The sequence below is a fragment of the Nesterenkonia sp. E16_10 genome (assembly GCF_017347085.1).
Classification (GTDB): Bacteria; Actinomycetota; Actinomycetes; order Actinomycetales; family Micrococcaceae; genus Nesterenkonia.
Genome location: NZ_JADPSA010000006.1, coordinates 1 through 17,604 on the forward strand (window position 1 = coordinate 1; position 17,604 = coordinate 17,604).

Consider the following 17,604-nt stretch of genomic DNA (forward strand, 5'->3'; position numbering starts at 1 on the left):
AGATGCGGCTGACCCGCCTCGTCGTAGAGCCACACGCCCTCGCCGCGGGTCGCCACCACGGGGGTCGCCTGCTTCAGCTGGGGAGACAGCGTCGCCATCGAAATGCACCTTTCGGATTGTTGACAATCTTCTTGCGCTCCAGGTTAGCTGTCATCCCGGCGCAAGGCCAGAACGACGCACGGTCATCGCGCCGAACCCGGTCACGCCGGCCGCACGGGCGGCGTAGGCTGGCCCTCGAAGGCCCACGTCACGTCCATCGCACCCTCTCAAGGAGGACCCATGGCAGAGCAGAGCATCACCGCAGAGCGTGAATCCGAACTGATCGAGTCGACCCCCAAGCGCCTCTACATCAACGGCGAATGGGTGGACGCCCAGGGTGGAGCCACCCTGGAGGTCAACGATCCCTCCACCGGCAGGCTGCTCTGCACCGTGGCCGATGCCTCGCCGCGCGATGGCTGGAACGCGCTGAAGGCCGCCGAGGCCGCCCAGCCCGGACTCGCCGCGATGCCCCCGCGGGAGCGCGCGAACATCCTGATGCGCGCCTTCGAGCTGATGCATGAGCGCAAGGATGATCTCGCGCTGCTGATGACCTTGGAGATGGGCAAGCCGCTGAGCGACGCCTACGGCGAGGTGGCCTACGCCGCGGAGTTCTTCCGGCACTTCGCCGAGGAGGCCACCCGGATCAGCGGCAGCTACCAGACAGCACCGGCCGGAGGCGCCCGCTTCCTGGTCGCGAAGCAGCCGGTGGGTCCCACGATCCTGATCACCCCGTGGAACTTCCCGCTGGCCATGGGCACCCGGAAGCTCGGCCCGGCGATCGCCGCGGGCTGCACCTCGGTGCTCAAGCCCGCCGAGCTCACCCCGCTCTCCATGCTGGCGCTCGCCGAGATCCTGCATGATGCCGGGCTGCCCGCCGGAGCCGTGAACATCCTGGTCACCTCCACCGCGGGCAAGGTGATGGAGCCGCTGATCCGCTCCGGAATCGCCCGCAAGCTCTCCTTCACCGGCTCCACCGAGGTCGGCCGGAAGCTGCTGGAGCAGGCCTCCGAGCGGGTGCTGCGCACCTCCATGGAGCTCGGCGGCAACGCTGGCTTCGTGGTCTTCGAGGACGCCGACATCGACGCCGCCGTGGCGGGCGCGCTGCTGGCCAAGATGCGCAACACCGGCGAGGCCTGCACCGCGGCCAACCGGATCTTCGTGCACCGCAGCGTGATCGACGAGTTCGCCGCCAAGCTCTCCGCCGAGATGCAGAAGCTCCCGCTGGGCCGCGGCGTGGAGGACGGGGTGCGCGTCGGACCGCTGGTGGATGCCAGGCAGCTCGAGAAGGTCGACGCCCTGGTCACCGAGGCGGTCGACGGCGGCGCCAAGGTCCTGCTCGGCGGGCAGCCGGTGGACCGCGACGGCTACTTCTACCCGCCCACGGTGCTCACCGACATTCCCGCCGGTGCGCGGATGCGTCAGGAGGAGATCTTCGGTCCCGTGGCGCCGCTGACCGCCTTCGACACCGAGGAGGAGGTCATCTCCTGGATCAACGCCACCGAATACGGGCTGGTCAACTATGTCTACACCGAGAACCTGCGCCGCGGCATCCGGGTTGCCGAGGCCGTGGAGTCCGGCATGGTGGGACTGAACCAGGGCGCGGTCTCCAATCCCGCCGCCCCCTTCGGCGGGATCAAGGAGTCTGGGCTGGGCCGTGAGGGCGGGGACACCGGCATCGAGGAGTTCCTCGAGACCAAGTACATCGGCATCGCCATGTGAGCCGGATCGGGGCACCGGATCCGGACCCCAGCGCGGGTCCGGGAATGGAATCCGCGGGTCCGAAGTTGCACCGGGAGTAGAAAGTTGAGTCACCTCCACTCAAGTCAGTTTGACACCACGTCGAGCAAGTACAAGACTTGAGCGCAGTTCACTCAACACCGCTCTCGAAAGGAGACCGCATGTCCCGCTCAGTAGGTATCGACCTCGGAACCACCAACTCGGTCGTCACAGTCCTCGAAGGTGGCGAGCCCACCGTCATCGCCAACGCCGAAGGTGCCCGCACCACCCCCTCGGTCGTCGGCTTCTCCAAGTCCGGCGAGGTCCTGGTCGGTGAGGTGGCACGCCGCCAGGCAGTCTCCAACCCCGACCGCACGATCGCCTCGGTCAAGCGTCACATGGGCACCGGCTGGTCCACCGAGATCGATGGCAAGAAGTACACCGCGCAGGAGATCTCCGCGCGCATCCTGATGAAGCTCAAGCACGACGCCGAGTCCTACCTGGGCGAGGACGTCACCGAAGCCGTCATCACCGTCCCGGCCTACTTCAACGACGCCGAGCGCCAGGCCACCAAGGAGGCCGGCGAGATCGCAGGCCTGAAGGTCTCGCGCATCGTCAACGAGCCCACCGCCGCGGCACTGGCCTACGGCCTGGACAAGGGCAAGGAGGACGAGCTCATCCTGGTCTTCGACCTGGGCGGCGGCACCTTCGACGTCTCCCTGCTCGAGGTCGGCAAGGATGAGGACGACTTCTCCACCATCCAGGTCCGCTCCACCTCCGGTGACAACCGCCTCGGCGGCGACGACTGGGATCAGCGGATCATGGACTGGCTGGTCGCGCAGGTCAAGGCCAAGGAGGGCGTGGACCTCTCCAAGGACAAGATCGCTGTGCCCCGTCTGAAGGAAGAGGCCGAGCGCGCCAAGAAGGAGCTCTCCTCCACCTCCAGCGCCAACATCAACATCCCCTACGCCACCCAGAACGACGGCGTCCCGGTCCACGTCAACGAGACCCTGTCCCGGGCGAAGTTCGAGGACATGACCTCGGACCTGCTGGACCGCACCAAGAAGCCGTTCAACGACGTCATCAAGGAGGCCGGGGTCAAGGTCGCCGAGATCGACCACGTGATCCTCGTCGGCGGCTCCACCCGGATGCCCGCCGTCGCCGAGCTGGTCAAGCAGCTCGCCGGCAAGGACGCCAATAAGGGTGTCAACCCGGACGAGGTCGTCGCCGTCGGCGCAGCCCTGCAGGCCGGCGTGCTCGCCGGTGAGCGCAAGGACGTGCTGCTCATCGACGTCACCCCGCTGTCCCTGGGCATCGAGACCAAGGGCGGAGTGATGACCAAGCTGATCGAGCGCAACACGGCCATCCCGTCGAAGCGCTCCGAGGTCTTCTCCACCGCCGAGGACAACCAGCCCTCGGTGGCCGTCCAGGTCTTCCAGGGTGAGCGCGATTTCACCCGGGACAACAAGGCCCTGGGCACCTTCGAGCTGACCGGCATCGCACCGGCGCCGCGCGGCGTCCCGCAGGTCGAGGTCACCTTCGACATCGACGCCAACGGCATCGTCCACGTCTCGGCCAAGGACAAGGGCACCGGCACCGAACAGTCGATGACCATCACCGGCGGCACCTCGCTGGAGAAGGAAGACATCGAGCGCATGGTCGCCGACGCCGAAGCCCACGCCGAGGAGGACAAGGTCCGTCGCGAGGCCGCTGAGAAGCGCAACGCCGCCGAGTCCACCGCCTACTCCGTGGACAAGCTGCTCAAGGACAACGGCGACAAGCTGCCCGAGGAGGTCAAGACCGAGGTCCAGGCTGACGTCGACGAGCTCAAGAAGGCGCTCGAGGGCGAGGACAACGCCGAAGAGGTCAACGCCGCCTACGAGAAGCTGCAGGCCTCCCAGGTCAAGATCGGCGAGGCGCTCTACGCCCAGGCTCCGGAGGCCTCCGCTGACGGCACCGGCGAGCCCGCGCAGAACGAGGATGAGGACATCGTCGACGCAGAGGTCGTCGACGAAGAGGACGAAGCCGAGAAGAAGTAAGGGGGCCGCACACATGGCAGATCACAAGAACCCTGAGGTTCCCAGCGGCGAAGAGCCCGAAGAGCAGGATCCCGTGCAGGACCCGCTGGCCCAGGCCGAGAAGATCCTGCATGACCTCCCCGTGGAGGACCCGCAGGACATCGAGGCCCTCGGCGGCGAAGGCCGGCAGGAGAGCCACGGCGAGACCGGAGACCCGGTCACGGCCGAGGAGACGGCCGGCGTGACCTCCGAGGATGTCGACCCCCGTGTGGCCGAGGAGCCCGAGCTCTCTGAGGTCTCCGCGGAGGACGGCTTCTCCGGCGGGGTCGAGACCGAACCCGAGGATCGGATCCAGGCGGCCGACGAGTTCCTTCGTGGCACGGAGGAGGAGTCGATCGCCGATGCCGCGATGGCGATGGATCCCGAGGCCATCCTGGCCGAGGACAGCATCCGCGAGGAGGCGCCCGCCCAGGACGGTCAGCGTGAGGCCGAGCTGCAGGCGGACCTGCAGCGACTCCAGGCGGAGTACATCAACTACCGCCGTCGGGTGGAGCGCGACCGGGCCACCGAGCGCGATCGGACCAAGGGTCAGCTCATCACCGAGCTGATGCCGGTCCTGGACGACATCTCCTCGGCCCGCCAGGCCGGAGATCTTCAGGACGGTCCCTTCGCGCACATCGCCACCCGGCTGGAGTCGGTGCTGCAGAGCCAGGGCCTGGAGGTGGTGGGAGAGATCGGTGAAGCCTTCGATCCCAACCAGCACGAGGCCATCATGGCTCAGCCCCATGAGGAGATCCCGGCCGACCACGTGGCCATCGTGCTGCGGGCCGGCTACCGCCACGGGGACCGCCTGCTCCGGGCGGCCCAGGTGATGGTCTCCTCCGGTCCCGAGCAGAGCTGACCCTTAGAACAGCAGGAAGGAGGGAGGCGCCGTGGCCTCACAGGACTGGATCGACAAAGATTTCTACGCCATCCTCGGCGTCTCCCGAGACGCCTCCGAGGAGGACGTCAAGAAGGCGTACCGAAAGCTCGCCCGGAAGCATCATCCCGATAAGAACCCCGGTGATGAAGCCGCCGAGCAGAAGTTCAAGGACGTCGCCGAGGCCCACTCCGTGCTGGCCGACAAGGAGCAGCGCGAGCAGTATGACGCCGTGCGCGCCATGGGCTCGGGCGCCCGATTCTCGGGCGGCCCGGGCCCCGGCGGGGGCGGCGGATTCGAAGACCTCTTCGGCAACCTCTTCAACGGCGGCTCCGGCGGTTCCCGCGGCGGCTTCGGCCGCGGCGGCGCCGGCGCCGGCGGCCCGGACCTCTCGGACCTCTTCGGAGGTGCCGGCGGGTTCGGCGGCTCCGGTCGCTTCGGCGGCGGTGCCCCGGCCAAGGGCGCCGACCGCACCGCGCGGACCACGATCTCCTTCGGCGGAGCCATCCGTGGCACCACGGTGGGGCTGCGCGAGCCCGACGGCGGAGTGATCGACGTGCGGATCCCTGCGGGGATCCGGACCGGCCAGAAGGTGCGCGTGAAGGGCAAGGGCCAGCGCGGTTCCGGCGGCGCCGGAGACCTCCTGGTCGAGGTCGCGGTGTCCGGGCACAAGTTCTTCGAGCGCGAGGGCGATGACATCCGGATCCACCTGCCGGTCGCCTTCGACGAGGCGGCGCTGGGCACCACCGTGGCGGTCCCGACGGTGCACGGCGAGAAGGTCAACATCAAGATCCCGGCCGGGGTCACCTCCGGGCGCGTGCTGCGGCTCAAGGGCCACGGGGTGCGCCGGAAGGAGAAGGGCCGCGAGGTCGCCGGCGACATGCTGGTCACCGTCGAGGTCCAGGTGCCCAAGGACCTCTCCGATGAGGCGGTGCAGGCTGTGAAGGCCTACGCCGAAGCCACCAAGGGGATCGATCCCCGGAAAGGCCTCGAGGCGAAGGCGGTGCTGTGATGGTGGATCCCCGGACACCCGATGCGCGGATGCTGGACTCCCGGATGCTGGAGCCCGAGCACCGGCACGCGCCGATGTTCGTGATCTCCGTGGCCGCCGAGCTGGCCGACATGCACCCCCAAACGCTGCGCCAGTACGACCGCATCGGTCTGGTCACCCCGCGGCGGCAGGGCGGACGCCACCGGCGATACTCGCCCTATAACATCGTCCAGCTCCGCCAGATCCAGCAGCTCTCCCAGGAGGGGGTCTCGCTGGAGGGCATCCGCCGCGTCCTGGATCTGCAGAACCGGGTGGAGGTCCTGGAGGAGACCGTGGAAGCGCTGCGCGAGGAGCTGCGCGAATCCCAGCGCCATTCCACCAAGCCGCGATTCTTCGCGGTGGGCCCGCATGGCGACGTGGTCACGGTGGCCCGCGGTCGCCGCGCCCGGGCCAACACGCAGGCGCTGGTCCTCTGGGAGCCCGGCCCGCGCCGTCGCTGACCTGGAGGGACTTGCGCCCACCCCGCGCGTCCTGAGCCCCGCACGCCGTGGGACCCGTGATACTGGTCTCATGTCTGTCTTCTCGCGCTCTCGGCTCATCGTTCCGAGCGCGGTGGGGGTGACGGCGGTGCTGCTGCTCACCAGCTGCGGCGAGGAGCCCGCCGAGACCGTGGACCAGGCCGCGGAGGCCCTGGCGGCCGCGGTGGCCGGCGGAGACTTCTCCGGCCTGAGCTTCGCCTCCGGCGACCCCGAGACCATGGCCGCGGCGGTCCAGAACCTCCAGGCGCCCTTCGAGGACCTGGACCCTCAGGTGACACCCGGCGAGATCAGCCTCGATGAGCCGCCGGAGGATTCCCCGCGCCCGGTCACCGCCACGGTCCCGCTTCAGCACAGCTGGGAGCTGGCGGAGCTCGGCATCGAGGGTGAGACCTGGACCTATGAGACCTCTGCGGAGCTGGTCTATGACCAGGAGACCGCGACCTGGGCGCTGGAGGCGGAGCCTGAGATCATCCTGCCCGACTACACCGGCGCCGAATCGATCAACCTGGTCACCACCGGGGCGGACCGCGGCCGAATCATGGACGACGATGGGCGCGCCATGGTCTACAACCGCGACGTCGTCCGGCTGGGCATCGACAAGGCCCAGCTCACCCAGGACGGCGAGCCCGCCGAGGAGGACACGCTGCGCAGCTCGGCCGAAGCCCTGGCCGAGCTGGTCGAGATCCCGGTGGACCCCTACGTGGAGAGCGTGCTGGGCGGCGGGGACCTGGCCTTCGTGGAGGCCATCACGCTGCGCCGCTCCGAGGACGAGGTCACTGCCACCGACGTCGAAGCCATCCCCGGCGCGGCCGGCATCTATGACCAGATGTCCCTGGCGGACTCCCGTGACTTCGCCCCGCTGCTGCTGGGCCGGGTGGGTCCGGTGACCGCCGAGGCGCTGGAGGCCGACCCGAGCCTGAGCGTCGGCGAGAGCATCGGCACCTCCGGCATCCAGGCCTCCTACGAGGAGACCCTGCGCGGGACCCCGGGCATGGCGATCCAGCAGGACGGCGAGACGCTCTACGCGGTGGAGCCCCTCGACGGGGGAGACGTGGAGACCACCATGGTGCCGCGGCTGCAGAACCTCGCCCAGGAGATCGTCGACGAGCAGGACGTCTCCGGGGCGATCGTCGCCCTCCGGCCCTCCGACGGCGGCGTCCTCGCCGCCGCGAGTCACGACCCGGAGGGTGGACAGGTGGAGATCGCCACCCAGTCCACCTACGCGCCGGGCTCCACCTTCAAGGTAGTCTCCTCGCTGGCCATGCTGCGCGGCGGCCTGACCCCGGACACCGAGGTCGAGTGCTCGAACCGGACCACCGTGCATGGCCAGTCCTTCGGCAACTACACCGGCTTCCCCTCCGAATACCTCGGCGAGATCCCCTTCCGCGATGCCGTGGCGGTCTCCTGCAACACCGTCTTCGCCGACGCCCACGACGAGGTGTCCTCCGCGGAGGTCCATGAGGCGGCGGTGGACCTCGGCATCACCGAGGAGACGAACCTGGGCGTGCCGGCCCGGATGGGCTCGGTCCCGCAGGACTCCGAGCTGAACCTCCATGCCGCCAACCTCTTCGGTCAGGGCGTCGTGGAGTCCTCCACGCTGGGCATGGCCACCGTCACCGCCTCGATCGCCGCGGGTCACACCGTGACCCCGCATCTGGTGGTGCCGGGGGAGGACTCGGAGACCCCCGAGTCCGGGATCACCGAGGACGAGGCCGAGGACCTGCGCACGCTGATGACCGACACCGTGAACTTCGGCTCGCTGGAGTCGCTGGTGGAGGTGCCCGGTGAACCCATCTACGCCAAGACCGGCACCGCCGAGGCCGGCGACGGCGAGGACGCCTACGCCCACACCTGGGTCATCGCCATGCAGGGCGACCTCGCCGTGGCGATCTTCCTGGAGGAGGGGGAGTTCGGCGGATCCACCAACGGGCCCCTGCTCCAGGAGTTCCTCGAAGGGGCCTCCGCTATCCTGTAGCGGTGACTTCCCAGCCCGACGCACCCCAGCCCGCCTCTTCCCCGACCGTCCCCTCGGATCCAGAGGACACCCGCCGCACCCTGCCGATGCGCCGGCCGCTCTCCTTCGTCCGGCGCAGCAACCGGCTCAAGCCCAGCTACCAGCGGACCTGGGACGCGGCCCTGGGGGCTGAGCTGCTCGACATCCCGCACGGAGAGCGCGACACCTCCGTGGCCGAGGACTTCCACATCGACTGGGCGGCGGAGTTCGGCCGCAGCGCCCCGATCATCGTGGAGATCGGTTCCGGCTCCGGAGAAGCGGTGGCCCACGCCGCCGCGCAGAATCCGGACATCGACTTTCTGGCCATCGAGGTCTATAAGCCCGGCGCCGCCCAGCTGGTGAGCCGGATCCGCCGGGAGCGGCTGAGCAACGTCCGGGTCGCGGTGGCCAATGCGCCGGAGGTCCTGGACCAGCTCTTCGCCCCCGGCCAGGTCGCCGAGGTCTGGATCTTCTTCCCCGACCCGTGGCACAAGAAGAAGCACAATAAGCGTCGGCTCGTGGACGAGGGGTTCATCGAGCGCGTCGCCCGGGTCCTGCCCGCCGGCGGCGTCTGGCGACTGGCCACCGACTGGTCGGGCTACGCCGTGCAGATGCGCTCCCTGATCGGCGCCTCCGACCAGTTCAAGAACCTCCACGCCGGGGAGCGGGCCGGAGAGGACTCCCCGCTGACCGAGGTCCGGCTCCATGATCTGGATGCGATCTCCATGGGCCGGCAGCCGGAGCCGCTGGAGCTCGGCGAGGCGCGAGACGAGCAGGGCGGCTGGGCCCCCCGGTTCCCCGGACGCACCCAGACCGACTTCGAGACCAAGGCGCTCGCCGTCGGCCGCAAGATCTTCGACCTGAGCTTCATCCGAGAGCCATAGCGCCGGATTCTGGGAGACCGGAGGGGGACTCGCGCTCAGCTTCACCACGCACTCGCACCTGTACAGATCCGCCGGCCGCTGCGCCGGGGGACCCACGTAGATAGAGGTACATCACTCATGTCCGAAGAAGAGTCACCCTCGCGCGGCCAGCGTCTGGGCCAGGAGACCCGACGGGTCTCGCGCCAGGCCGGTCAGGCGCTGGGCCAGCTGAACCCGATCTCACGATCCACCTATCCGCATGACATCCACCCCGCGCTGGTGCCCGGGATCGGCATCGATGAGCAGCGCCGTCGCTACAGCATCGACTGGCTGATCTTCACGATCACCGGAGTGCTCACCGTGGCCTTCGTCATCTGGGGGGTCACCAGCCCGGAGAGCGTCGGGCAGGTCTCCGGGATGGCCTATGAGTGGACCATGGACCATGCGGGATGGCTCTTCAACGCGGTGGCCATTGTGGTGCTGGTCTTCCTGCTGATCCTCGCCGCCACCCGTTACGGCAGGATCCCGCTGGGCAAGGACGGCGAGCAGCCGGAGTTCTCCACCTTCGCCTGGATCTCGATGCTCTTCGCCGCCGGCATCGGCATCGGGGTGCTCTTCTGGGGGCCCGCCGAGCCGCTGACCTACTTCCACAGCGTGCCCCCGCCGCTGGAGCACGCGCCCGAGTCCGACCAGGCGCTGCACAGCGCCATGGCGCAGACCTACTACCACTGGGGGCTTCACGCCTGGGGCATCTATGCCCTGGTCGGCGGCGCGGTGGCCTATGCCGCCTATCGGCGCGGCCGGGTCCCGCTGATGTCGGCGATCTTCGAGAAGCTCTTCGGCAAGAAGCACTCCGAGGGCTTCGCCGGCCAGCTGATCGACATGTTCGCCATCATCGCCACGCTCTTCGGCACCGCCGCGGCGCTGGGCATCGCGGTGGTTCAGATCGGTGAGGGTGTGGTGATCGTCTCCGGCGCCTCGGAGCTGACCAACGCCATGCTGATCGGCATCATCGCCGTGCTCAGCGCCTGCTTCGTGGTCTCCGCCGTCTCCGGCATCTCCCGCGGCATCCGCTACCTCTCCAGCATCAACATCATCCTCACCATCGGGGTGATCGGGCTGTTCTTCTTCGCCGGGCCGACGCTCTTCCTGCTCAACATGCTGCCCTCGGCGCTGATGGAGTATCTGGGCACGCTCTTCACGATGATGGGCCGCTCTGCCTCCTGGGGCCAGGACAAGGTGGAGTTCAAGTCCACCTGGACCGTCTACTACTGGGCCTGGTGGATCTCCTGGTCACCCTTCGTCGGGATCTTCATCGCCCGGGTCTCCCGGGGACGCACCATCCGGCAGTTCATACTCGGCGTCATCCTGGTCCCCTCCTCGCTGCTCTTCCTGGCCTACGGGGTCATGGGCGGGGTCTCGATGTGGCTCTCCCGGGAGGGTCAGGGCGATGTCAGCCCGGACCTGACCGCCCCGGAGGTGCTCTTCGCCGTGGTCGACGCGCTGCCCTTCCTGCAATGGCTGCCGATCGTCATCGTGGTGATCCTCTCGATCTTCTTCATCACCTCCGCAGACTCCGCCTCGGTGGTCATGGGCATCCTGACCACCCGCGGCGATCAGGACCCGAACAAGATCGTGGTGGTCTTCTGGGGCCTGGTCATGGCCGGCGTCGCCACCGTCATGCTGCTGCTCGGCGACGAGACCGCGCTGGAGGGACTGCAGTCGCTGGTGATCATCACCGCGCTGCCCTTCGCCCTGGTGCTGATCCTGATCATGGTCGCCTGGTCGCGCGAGCTGGCCACCGATCCGCATGCGCTGCGTGAGAAGTACGCCGCCACCGCGGTGGGCAATGCGGTGCTCGACGGCGTCACGCGCTACGGCGACGACTTCGCCATCGAGGTGGTCCCCACCCACCCGGGTGAGGGCGCGGGCGCCGAGGTGGACTCCGAGCACGGTGACTACACCGAGTGGTACCAGCGCACCGATGAGGACGGAACACCGGTGGGCTATGACTTCGCCACCGGGGAGTGGGCCGACGGCTGGGATCCGGAGACCGGAGAGATCGGCACCGTGGTCACCGAACAGCCCGAGGGGCAGGCGCCGGAGTCCGGCGAGGGTCACACCACCAGCCGGTAGCCGCGCTTGACCACGGTCTTGACCATCCTCGGGTCAGGCAGCGACTGGCGCAGCCGCGAGACCCACATCTCCAGGGCATGTTCCGAGCCGCAGTGCGGCAGCACCGCCAGCAGGTGCTCCCTGGAGAGCACCGCGCCCTGTGCCTTCATCAGGGCGCGCATCAGTGCGAGCGGCCCCGGGGCCAGCTGGACCGGGGCCGTGTCCGGAGCCGGCAGATGCAGGGTGTCCCCGCTGACCGTGATCTCTCCGGATCGGGTGTGCAGGCGCAGGGCGGAGTCCTCCGCCACCGGCTGCTGTGCCGGAATCGCCATCGCCGTTCCTCCCCGTGAGGCCTGAGTCCAGGCCGCTGCTGGACTGCCTGGACTCAGGCTAGAGGGAGGGCGTTTCTCGGGGTTGTCGGCAGTGTGACGCTGGTGTGTCTGGAGCTTCTCAGCGGCTCACGCGCTGCGGATAGGCGCGCCGGGCGAAGATCAACAGCCCCACCAGCAGCGCTCCGGGCAGGATCCATCCGGTGAAACCCTGCAGGGTGGCCTGGCGCAGGTCCACCATCTCGCCCGCCTCGGCGAACCAGAAGTGCAGGATGACGGCCGCCGAGATCATCGACTGCGCGAACGCGGCGGGCCAGATCGACCCGGACTGCATCCGCAGCCAGGCCAGCACACCGCCGATGATGGTGGCATAGCCCAGCATCAGCGCCAGCGCCTGGAACACCGGGGTCTGGGTATAGAAGAATCCGGCGGCCAGCAGCGGGGCGTACCAGAGTCCCGAGATCACGCCGGTGACCACGACGGCGGCGCGCGGGCCCCAGCGCAGCTGCAGCCGCGGGAAGAGGTAGCCGCGCCAGCCCATCTCGATCCCGGCGTGCAGGAACACCCCGAGCACCGAGGAGGAGAAGATGACTCCCACCTCCAGCAGCAGGCCGGTGGCGATGAACTCCGTGGCGTCGCGACCCAGCCGTGAGCTCAGATCCTGCACGAAGAGCGGCATCGAGGGATCGAAGGGATAGACCCCCAGCGCGCCGCCCAGCGGCAGCGCGATGAAGCTGAAGCCGAAGAAGAGCAGCAGTGCGAGCACCGACCAGCCCAGCAGCCTGCGCACCGGACGCAGCGGGGTGATGCCCAGGGCGTCGGTCAGGCTCTGCGCCTTGAGGATCTGAGCTGGCTGCTCTGGCTGGGTTGCCTGCTGTGACTGTCCTGACTGTTCTGCGTGCTCTGCCTGCACTGCCTGGGCCGAGCCTGGGCGGTGGCCGTAGAGCACCGCCGGCGGCTGCCGGCGTTCCAGGACGTAGGCGACCACCGCGGCCACGGCCGGGGTGACCATGAAGAGGTTGTAATACACCCCCAGCTCGGCGGCGCTTCGCTCCTCGGGGCTCATCAGCACCAGCGGCAGGGCGATCAGCCAGCCCAGGGTGAGGGCCACCAGCACGAAGGTGCTGAGGATGACCAGGGGAGTGCGCGGCGTCGCCGGGGAGGAGGGAGGAACAGTCACGCAAGAACCCTACCGGCTCAGCCTGGACCGCTTCCTGCGGACCGCTCAGCCGCGCCCGGAGCTGCGCCGGGCGATGAAGAACAGTCGACGGAAGGGCAGGATCGTGCCGATCCTGGTCGCCGGATAGGCCTCACGCAGCGCTGCCTTGTACTCGGCGATGAACTCCTCGCGGACATCGTCGGGGAGCGCCTCGAGGACCGGACGCGCCGCGGCCGCGGAGATCCAGTCGAAGACCGGGTCCTGGCCCTGCAGGACATGGTGGTAGCGGGTCTCCCAGGCCTCGACCTCCCAGCCGGGCAGCGAGACGTCGAGCATATAGTCGCTCAGCTCGGCGGTGGGCTTGAGCAGCGACTCCGGGTCGATATGCGCGGCGTAGGGACGCTTGGCGGCGAACTCGGCAAGCAACCGGTGGCTCGGGGCGCCGAAGTTGCCCGGGACCTGCACCGCCAGCGCGCCCTCGGCGGCCACGTTGTCCATGATCGCCGGCAGCAGCTCGCGGTGCTCGGGGATCCACTGCAGCGCGGCGTTGGAGACGATCAGGTCGGCCTTCGCCTCCAGATGGAGGTCCCGGATATCGGCGCGGGCGTAGGAGATCCGATCGTCATCGGTGGCCTCACCGGCTCGCTGCAGCATCTCCTCCGAGGAGTCGATACCGGTGATCCAGGCCTTCGGCCACATGCCACGCAGCACCGGCATCCCGTTGCCGGGCCCGCATCCGAGGTCCACGATCCGGTCCGCCCGGGGGGCGCGCACACGCTGGAGCAGGTCGATGAAGGGCTGAGTTCGTTCGGAGGCGTAGGTCAGATACGCCCCCGGGTTCCACTGGGTACTGGGCATGATCTGAGTCTAAATCGAGGTGCTTGAGAACGGCATGGTGCCCGACACATTCCGACACCGGATGGGGTCGATCATGGCAGGTGGTGTAGGCGGAGGTGCACCGCGAGACGCGGGCTCTAATGCGAACGATTTGCAATTGTGTAGGGGTTAAATAAGAATGAGTCGCATGATCACCAAACATCTCACCCTGCCTTCCGTCTTCATGATCCCCGCCCTCGCCCTGGTCTCCTGCGCCGACTCTTCCGCCGACGGCGGTGCCTCCGAGGAGGAGGCTGCCGCCTCTGCGGAGCCCGTTGCCGGTGACGATGCTGCTGAAGACACCACCGAAGACGCCGCCGACGGCGAGGATGAGGCCTCGGCCGAAGCCGTCGACCCGTCCGAGCGCGAGACCCACGAGGCCGGCGGTCCCAGCCCGCGCCTGGCGGTCACCTATGACGGCGGCGTCGCGGTGCTCGACGGCGCCACCCTTGAGGTGCTCGGCGAGGATGAGGCCGAGGGCTTCGTCCGGGTCAACCCGGCGGGCGACGGGAGGCACTTCTTCCTCACCGAGGGCGAGAGCTTCCGGCTGATCGACGGCGGCACCTGGGGTGAGCCGCACGGGGACCACGATCACTTCTACACCACCGATCCCTATGTCAGTGACATCACCGTGGACGGACCTGCGCCGGGCCACGTGGTCTCTCACGACGGCGTCGGGACGCTCTTCTTCGACGGCAACGGGGAGATCCACAGCTACGACCTCTCCGAGCTCTCCGAGCTGGACCTCGGGGCCGAGACCGGGCTCGAGACCGAGGTGACCGAGACCGAGGAGGCGCACCACGGCGTGGCCGCGGTCTTCAGCGATGGCGGTCGCTTCGAGACCCTGGGCAACGAGGATGAGCGCAACGGCGCGCAGGTCTTGGACGCCGAGGGCGAGGAGGTGGCGCGCAGCGAGGAATGCCCCGGCGTCCACGGTGAAGCCTCCGGTCCTGACGGGATGATCGCGGTGGGCTGTGAGGACGGCGCGCTGATCTTCGACGGCACCGAGTTCACCAAGATCCAGGCCCAGGAGGACTACGCCCGGATCGGCAACCTTGGGTTCTTGCGGTGATTGCAACACTTAGTAGATGGGTGTTGATATGACGGGCTACTCGATCTTTGTGAGACCGGATCTTCTCCAGGTGTTCTGGACTGGGATGCAGGCCGGCGAATTCCGGCACGAAGATCTCGATCACCGGCAAGAACGGGGACTGGGTCAGCTACCAGGACGGCTCCCGCACACTGTGGGTGCACTCGGACTACCTGACCAAGGTGACTGCGGGCTCCTCGGGCTCGAACAGCTCGAGCGGTTCCAACACCGGCTCATCCTCGAACACCGGGTCCTCCTCGAGCTCCTCGGGTTCGACCACCTCCGCGAGCGGCACCTACCACGTCAATAGCAACGTCTACCTGAACGCTCGCAGCGGACCGGCTACGTCGAACCCGATCGTGCTGAACCTGAATCCCAAGCGCGAGTTTCAGATCACCGGGCGCAACGGAGACTGGGTGAGCTTCGTCTACAGCGGCAAGACCGTCTGGGTGGACTCCACCTACATCAGTGCAGGGCCCGCCAGCAGCTCGAACAACAGCGGATCCAGTAGCTCCACTCCCACACTGGCGAACTCGACGAACAGCAAGAGCAAGGTCGTCGGAACGGCCTACGCCACGGCCCAGGTCAACGTCCGGATGGGTCCGAGCACCCAGAACAGCGCGATGTTCTCGGTGCGCACCGGGACGAAGGTCGAGCTGCTCGAGAAGAAGTCGAACGGCTGGCAGGAGATCAAGGTCAACGGTGCCACCGGATGGATGTCGGCGCAGTTCCTCAGCTCCACCAACCCCGGAACCTCGGGCTCCGGTTCGAACAACACCGGTTCGAACAACGGGTCCTCCGGCAGCGGATCATCCACTGCTCCGTCGACTGCGAGCATGCACAAGAAGAGCGCCCACGGAGCGTACAGCTCAGCCTGGGACAAGCTGGCCCAGTGTGAATCCGGTGGAAACTGGAAGATCAACACCGGCAACGGCTTCTACGGCGGCATCCAGTTCAGCCCTGAGTCCTGGAAGGAGGTGGGTGGTTCCGGATTCCCGCACGAGGCCAGCAAGGCGGAGCAGATCAAGCGGGCCCACATCCTCTGGAAGAGGCAGGGCTGGAACGCCTGGCCGCACTGCACCTCCCAGCTGGGCCTCAAGGGTGACCCGGGCGGCTACGGGGACGAGTACTACAAGGTCCACCCCAGCGCGAAGACGGCCTCCTCGGCCTCGGCCGCAGGGACCTGGACCGCGACCTACAGCGTGCCGCTGCGCGAGACTGCCTCGACCTCCAGCGACAAGCTCGTCCAGATCCCGCGCAGCGCGCAGCTCAAGCAGCTCCAGCGCGAGGGATCATGGCTGAAGGTCCAGTACACCGCGGGCGGGGAGACCCACACCGGCTGGGTCAACACCAGCTTCATCTCCCAGGCCTGAGTCTTCGGCTCAGCACCCGCACGGCTCACCTTCCGTAGCGGCCTCAGCGCCGACTGATCGGGGGAGTGGCACCAGCAATGGTGGCGCTCCCCCGATCAGCCCTGCTGACCACCATCATCTGCACCATGCACGACGACGGCGGGCTCGACTCCCTCATTCGCGGGAGAGTCGCGTCCGCCGTCGTCGTCGTCAGCGGAACCGGGCCTGGACGGCGTCGCCGTGGGCCGGGAGCCCCTCGGCCTGGGCCAGTGCCGAGACGTGGGCCGCGACCGCGCGCAGACCCTCCCGGTCGTAGTGGATGACCTGCTGGGAGCGCAGGAAGCTGGAGACATTGAGCCCGGAGGAATACGCGGAGGCGCCGCCGGTGGGGAGCACGTGGTTCGACCCCGCGCAATAGTCGCCCAGCGAGACCGGGGTATGGGCGCCGACGAACACGGCGCCGGCGTTGTGGATCTGATCCACGATTCCGGCATCGTCCCGAGTCATCAGCTCCAGGTGCTCCGCGCCGTAGGCGTTGGCGATCTCCACACCCTGCTCCATGGTGTCGACCACCAGCAGCGCAGACTGGGTGCCGCTCAGCGCCTGCTTGACCCGGTCCGCATGCCGGGTCTCGCGCGCCTGGCGCTCGACCTGCGTCGCGACGGCCTCGGCGAGCGCCATCGAGGGCGTCACCAGCACGGCGGCGGCCAGGGCATCATGTTCCGCCTGGGAGATCAGATCCGCGGCGATCAGCTCCGCAGGGGCGCTGTCATCGGCGAGCACCATGATCTCTGTGGGACCTGCCTCGGAGTCGATGCCCACCACCCCCTGGACCGCGCGCTTGGCCGTGGCCACGAAGATGTTCCCCGGTCCGGTGATCAGTGAGACCGGCGGGCAGACCTGCTGGCCCGCCTGGTCCTTGGCGCCGTAGGCGAACATCGCGACCGCCTGCGCACCGCCGACGGCGTAGACCTCCTCGATCCCGAGCAGGTGCGCGGCGCCCAGGATGGTCGGGTGCGGCAGACCGCCGAAATCTGCCTGCGGCGGTGAGGCGATCGCCAGCGAACGCACCCCGGCGACCTGCGCGGGCACGACGTTCATCACCACCGAGGAGGGGTAGACGGCCTGGCCGCCGGGCACGTACAGACCCACCCGACGGATCGGGGCCCACCGGTTGATCACCCGGGCGCCCAGGCCCGGGGAGACCTCGGAGGCCTCTGGCAGCTGTGCCTCATGTACCGCGCGGGCCCGCAGGATGAGCTCCTCCAGCGCCGCGCGGACCTCGGGCTCGAGCTGCTCGGCCGCCTCGCGGAGCTTCTCCGCCGGGACCCGAAGCGAGGGTGGGCGGACGCCGTCGAACTTCTCGGAGTAGTCCAACAGGGCAGAGACCCCATGGAGCCGCACATTCTGAAGGATCGGGGCCACGGTCTCGATGGTGGTCGAGATGTCCTGCGAGGCGCGGGGAAGCACGGAGGCGGCGTCGATCGTGCTGCCGCGCAGATCCTTGAGGGTGAGCATGGGTCTCCTAGTGGGTGAGATCAGTGTCCGTCCGCTTGATCGAGGGCGAACACTCCTCCATTGTCCCCATTGCTGCCGCCTCGCGCC

At 68.4% G+C, this 17,604-nt stretch carries 15 protein-coding genes; 10 read left to right on the forward strand and 5 right to left on the reverse strand.

The features are described 5' to 3' along the window. Positions 1-279: 279 nt before the first annotated feature. The 8 genes from I2487_RS02960 (at position 280) to I2487_RS02995 (ending at position 11,214) form a co-directional block, all read left to right on the forward strand. Positions 280-1,758 carry an NAD-dependent succinate-semialdehyde dehydrogenase gene (locus I2487_RS02960; RefSeq protein WP_207170328.1) on the forward strand — a complete coding sequence of 493 codons (1,479 nt, stop codon included), beginning with the start codon at positions 280-282 and terminating at the stop codon, positions 1,756-1,758. Between the two features lie 179 nt (positions 1,759-1,937). Beyond that, positions 1,938-3,794 (forward strand): molecular chaperone DnaK, encoded by a 1,857-nt coding sequence (gene dnaK / locus I2487_RS02965; RefSeq protein ID WP_207170329.1) that lies wholly within the window; start codon positions 1,938-1,940, stop codon positions 3,792-3,794. Between the two features lie 13 nt (positions 3,795-3,807). Further along, positions 3,808-4,674 (forward strand): nucleotide exchange factor GrpE, encoded by an 867-nt coding sequence (locus I2487_RS15400; protein WP_255545901.1) that lies wholly within the window; start codon positions 3,808-3,810, stop codon positions 4,672-4,674. A gap of 31 nt (positions 4,675-4,705) precedes the next feature. After that, positions 4,706-5,704, forward strand: a complete 999-nt coding sequence (locus I2487_RS02975) for a DnaJ C-terminal domain-containing protein (protein WP_207170330.1) — start codon at positions 4,706-4,708, stop codon at positions 5,702-5,704. A gap of 44 nt (positions 5,705-5,748) precedes the next feature. Next, positions 5,749-6,183, forward strand: a complete 435-nt coding sequence (locus I2487_RS02980) for a heat shock protein transcriptional repressor HspR (protein ID WP_207170338.1) — start codon at positions 5,749-5,751, stop codon at positions 6,181-6,183. Positions 6,184-6,253: 70 nt separating this feature from the next. Beyond that, entirely contained in the window at positions 6,254-8,197 is a 1,944-nt protein-coding gene (locus tag I2487_RS02985) for a penicillin-binding transpeptidase domain-containing protein (protein ID WP_207170331.1), read from the forward strand. A gap of 2 nt (positions 8,198-8,199) precedes the next feature. Beyond that, entirely contained in the window at positions 8,200-9,099 is a 900-nt protein-coding gene (gene trmB, locus I2487_RS02990; protein WP_345941314.1) for a tRNA (guanosine(46)-N7)-methyltransferase TrmB, read from the forward strand. Between the two features lie 117 nt (positions 9,100-9,216). Further along, complete coding sequence (locus I2487_RS02995; RefSeq protein ID WP_207170332.1) at positions 9,217-11,214, forward strand: BCCT family transporter; 1,998 nt, start codon at positions 9,217-9,219, stop codon at positions 11,212-11,214. Here I2487_RS02995 and I2487_RS03000 read toward each other — a convergent pair. The 3 genes from I2487_RS03000 to I2487_RS03010 form a co-directional block, all read right to left on the reverse strand. Further along, complete coding sequence (locus I2487_RS03000; RefSeq protein ID WP_207170333.1) at positions 11,196-11,525, reverse strand: winged helix-turn-helix domain-containing protein; 330 nt, start codon at positions 11,523-11,525, stop codon at positions 11,196-11,198. The two genes, I2487_RS02995 and I2487_RS03000, sit on opposite strands and share 19 nt — an antisense overlap. Positions 11,526-11,643: 118 nt before the next feature. Further along, entirely contained in the window at positions 11,644-12,702 is a 1,059-nt protein-coding gene (locus I2487_RS15680) for a CPBP family glutamic-type intramembrane protease (RefSeq protein ID WP_207170334.1), read from the reverse strand. Between the two features lie 45 nt (positions 12,703-12,747). Further along, entirely contained in the window at positions 12,748-13,539 is a 792-nt protein-coding gene (locus I2487_RS03010; protein WP_207170335.1) for a methyltransferase domain-containing protein, read from the reverse strand. 166 nt (positions 13,540-13,705) lie between these two features. Here I2487_RS03010 and I2487_RS03015 point away from each other — a divergent pair, with 166 nt between their 5' ends. After that, positions 13,706-14,629: a hypothetical protein gene (locus I2487_RS03015; protein WP_207170336.1), complete on the forward strand. Its 924-nt coding sequence runs from the start codon at positions 13,706-13,708 to the stop codon at positions 14,627-14,629. Between the two features lie 187 nt (positions 14,630-14,816). Here the strand turns inward: I2487_RS03015 and I2487_RS15410 are convergent, their stop codons facing one another. Continuing rightward, the gene (locus I2487_RS15410; protein WP_255545902.1) at positions 14,817-14,942 is read right to left on the reverse strand and encodes a hypothetical protein; all 126 of its coding nucleotides are present in this window, start codon (positions 14,940-14,942) and stop codon (positions 14,817-14,819) included. 25 nt (positions 14,943-14,967) lie between these two features. Between I2487_RS15410 and I2487_RS15685 the strand changes: the two genes are divergently transcribed. Next, positions 14,968-16,020, forward strand: coding sequence for a transglycosylase family protein (locus I2487_RS15685; RefSeq protein ID WP_345941315.1), 1,053 nt, complete (start codon positions 14,968-14,970; stop codon positions 16,018-16,020). A 189-nt stretch (positions 16,021-16,209) separates the two neighbouring features. On the opposite strand, the gene hisD is transcribed toward I2487_RS15685, so the two are convergent. Further along, positions 16,210-17,517, reverse strand: a complete 1,308-nt coding sequence (gene hisD, locus I2487_RS03025) for a histidinol dehydrogenase (protein ID WP_207170313.1) — start codon at positions 17,515-17,517, stop codon at positions 16,210-16,212. Positions 17,518-17,604: the final 87 nt, after the last annotated feature.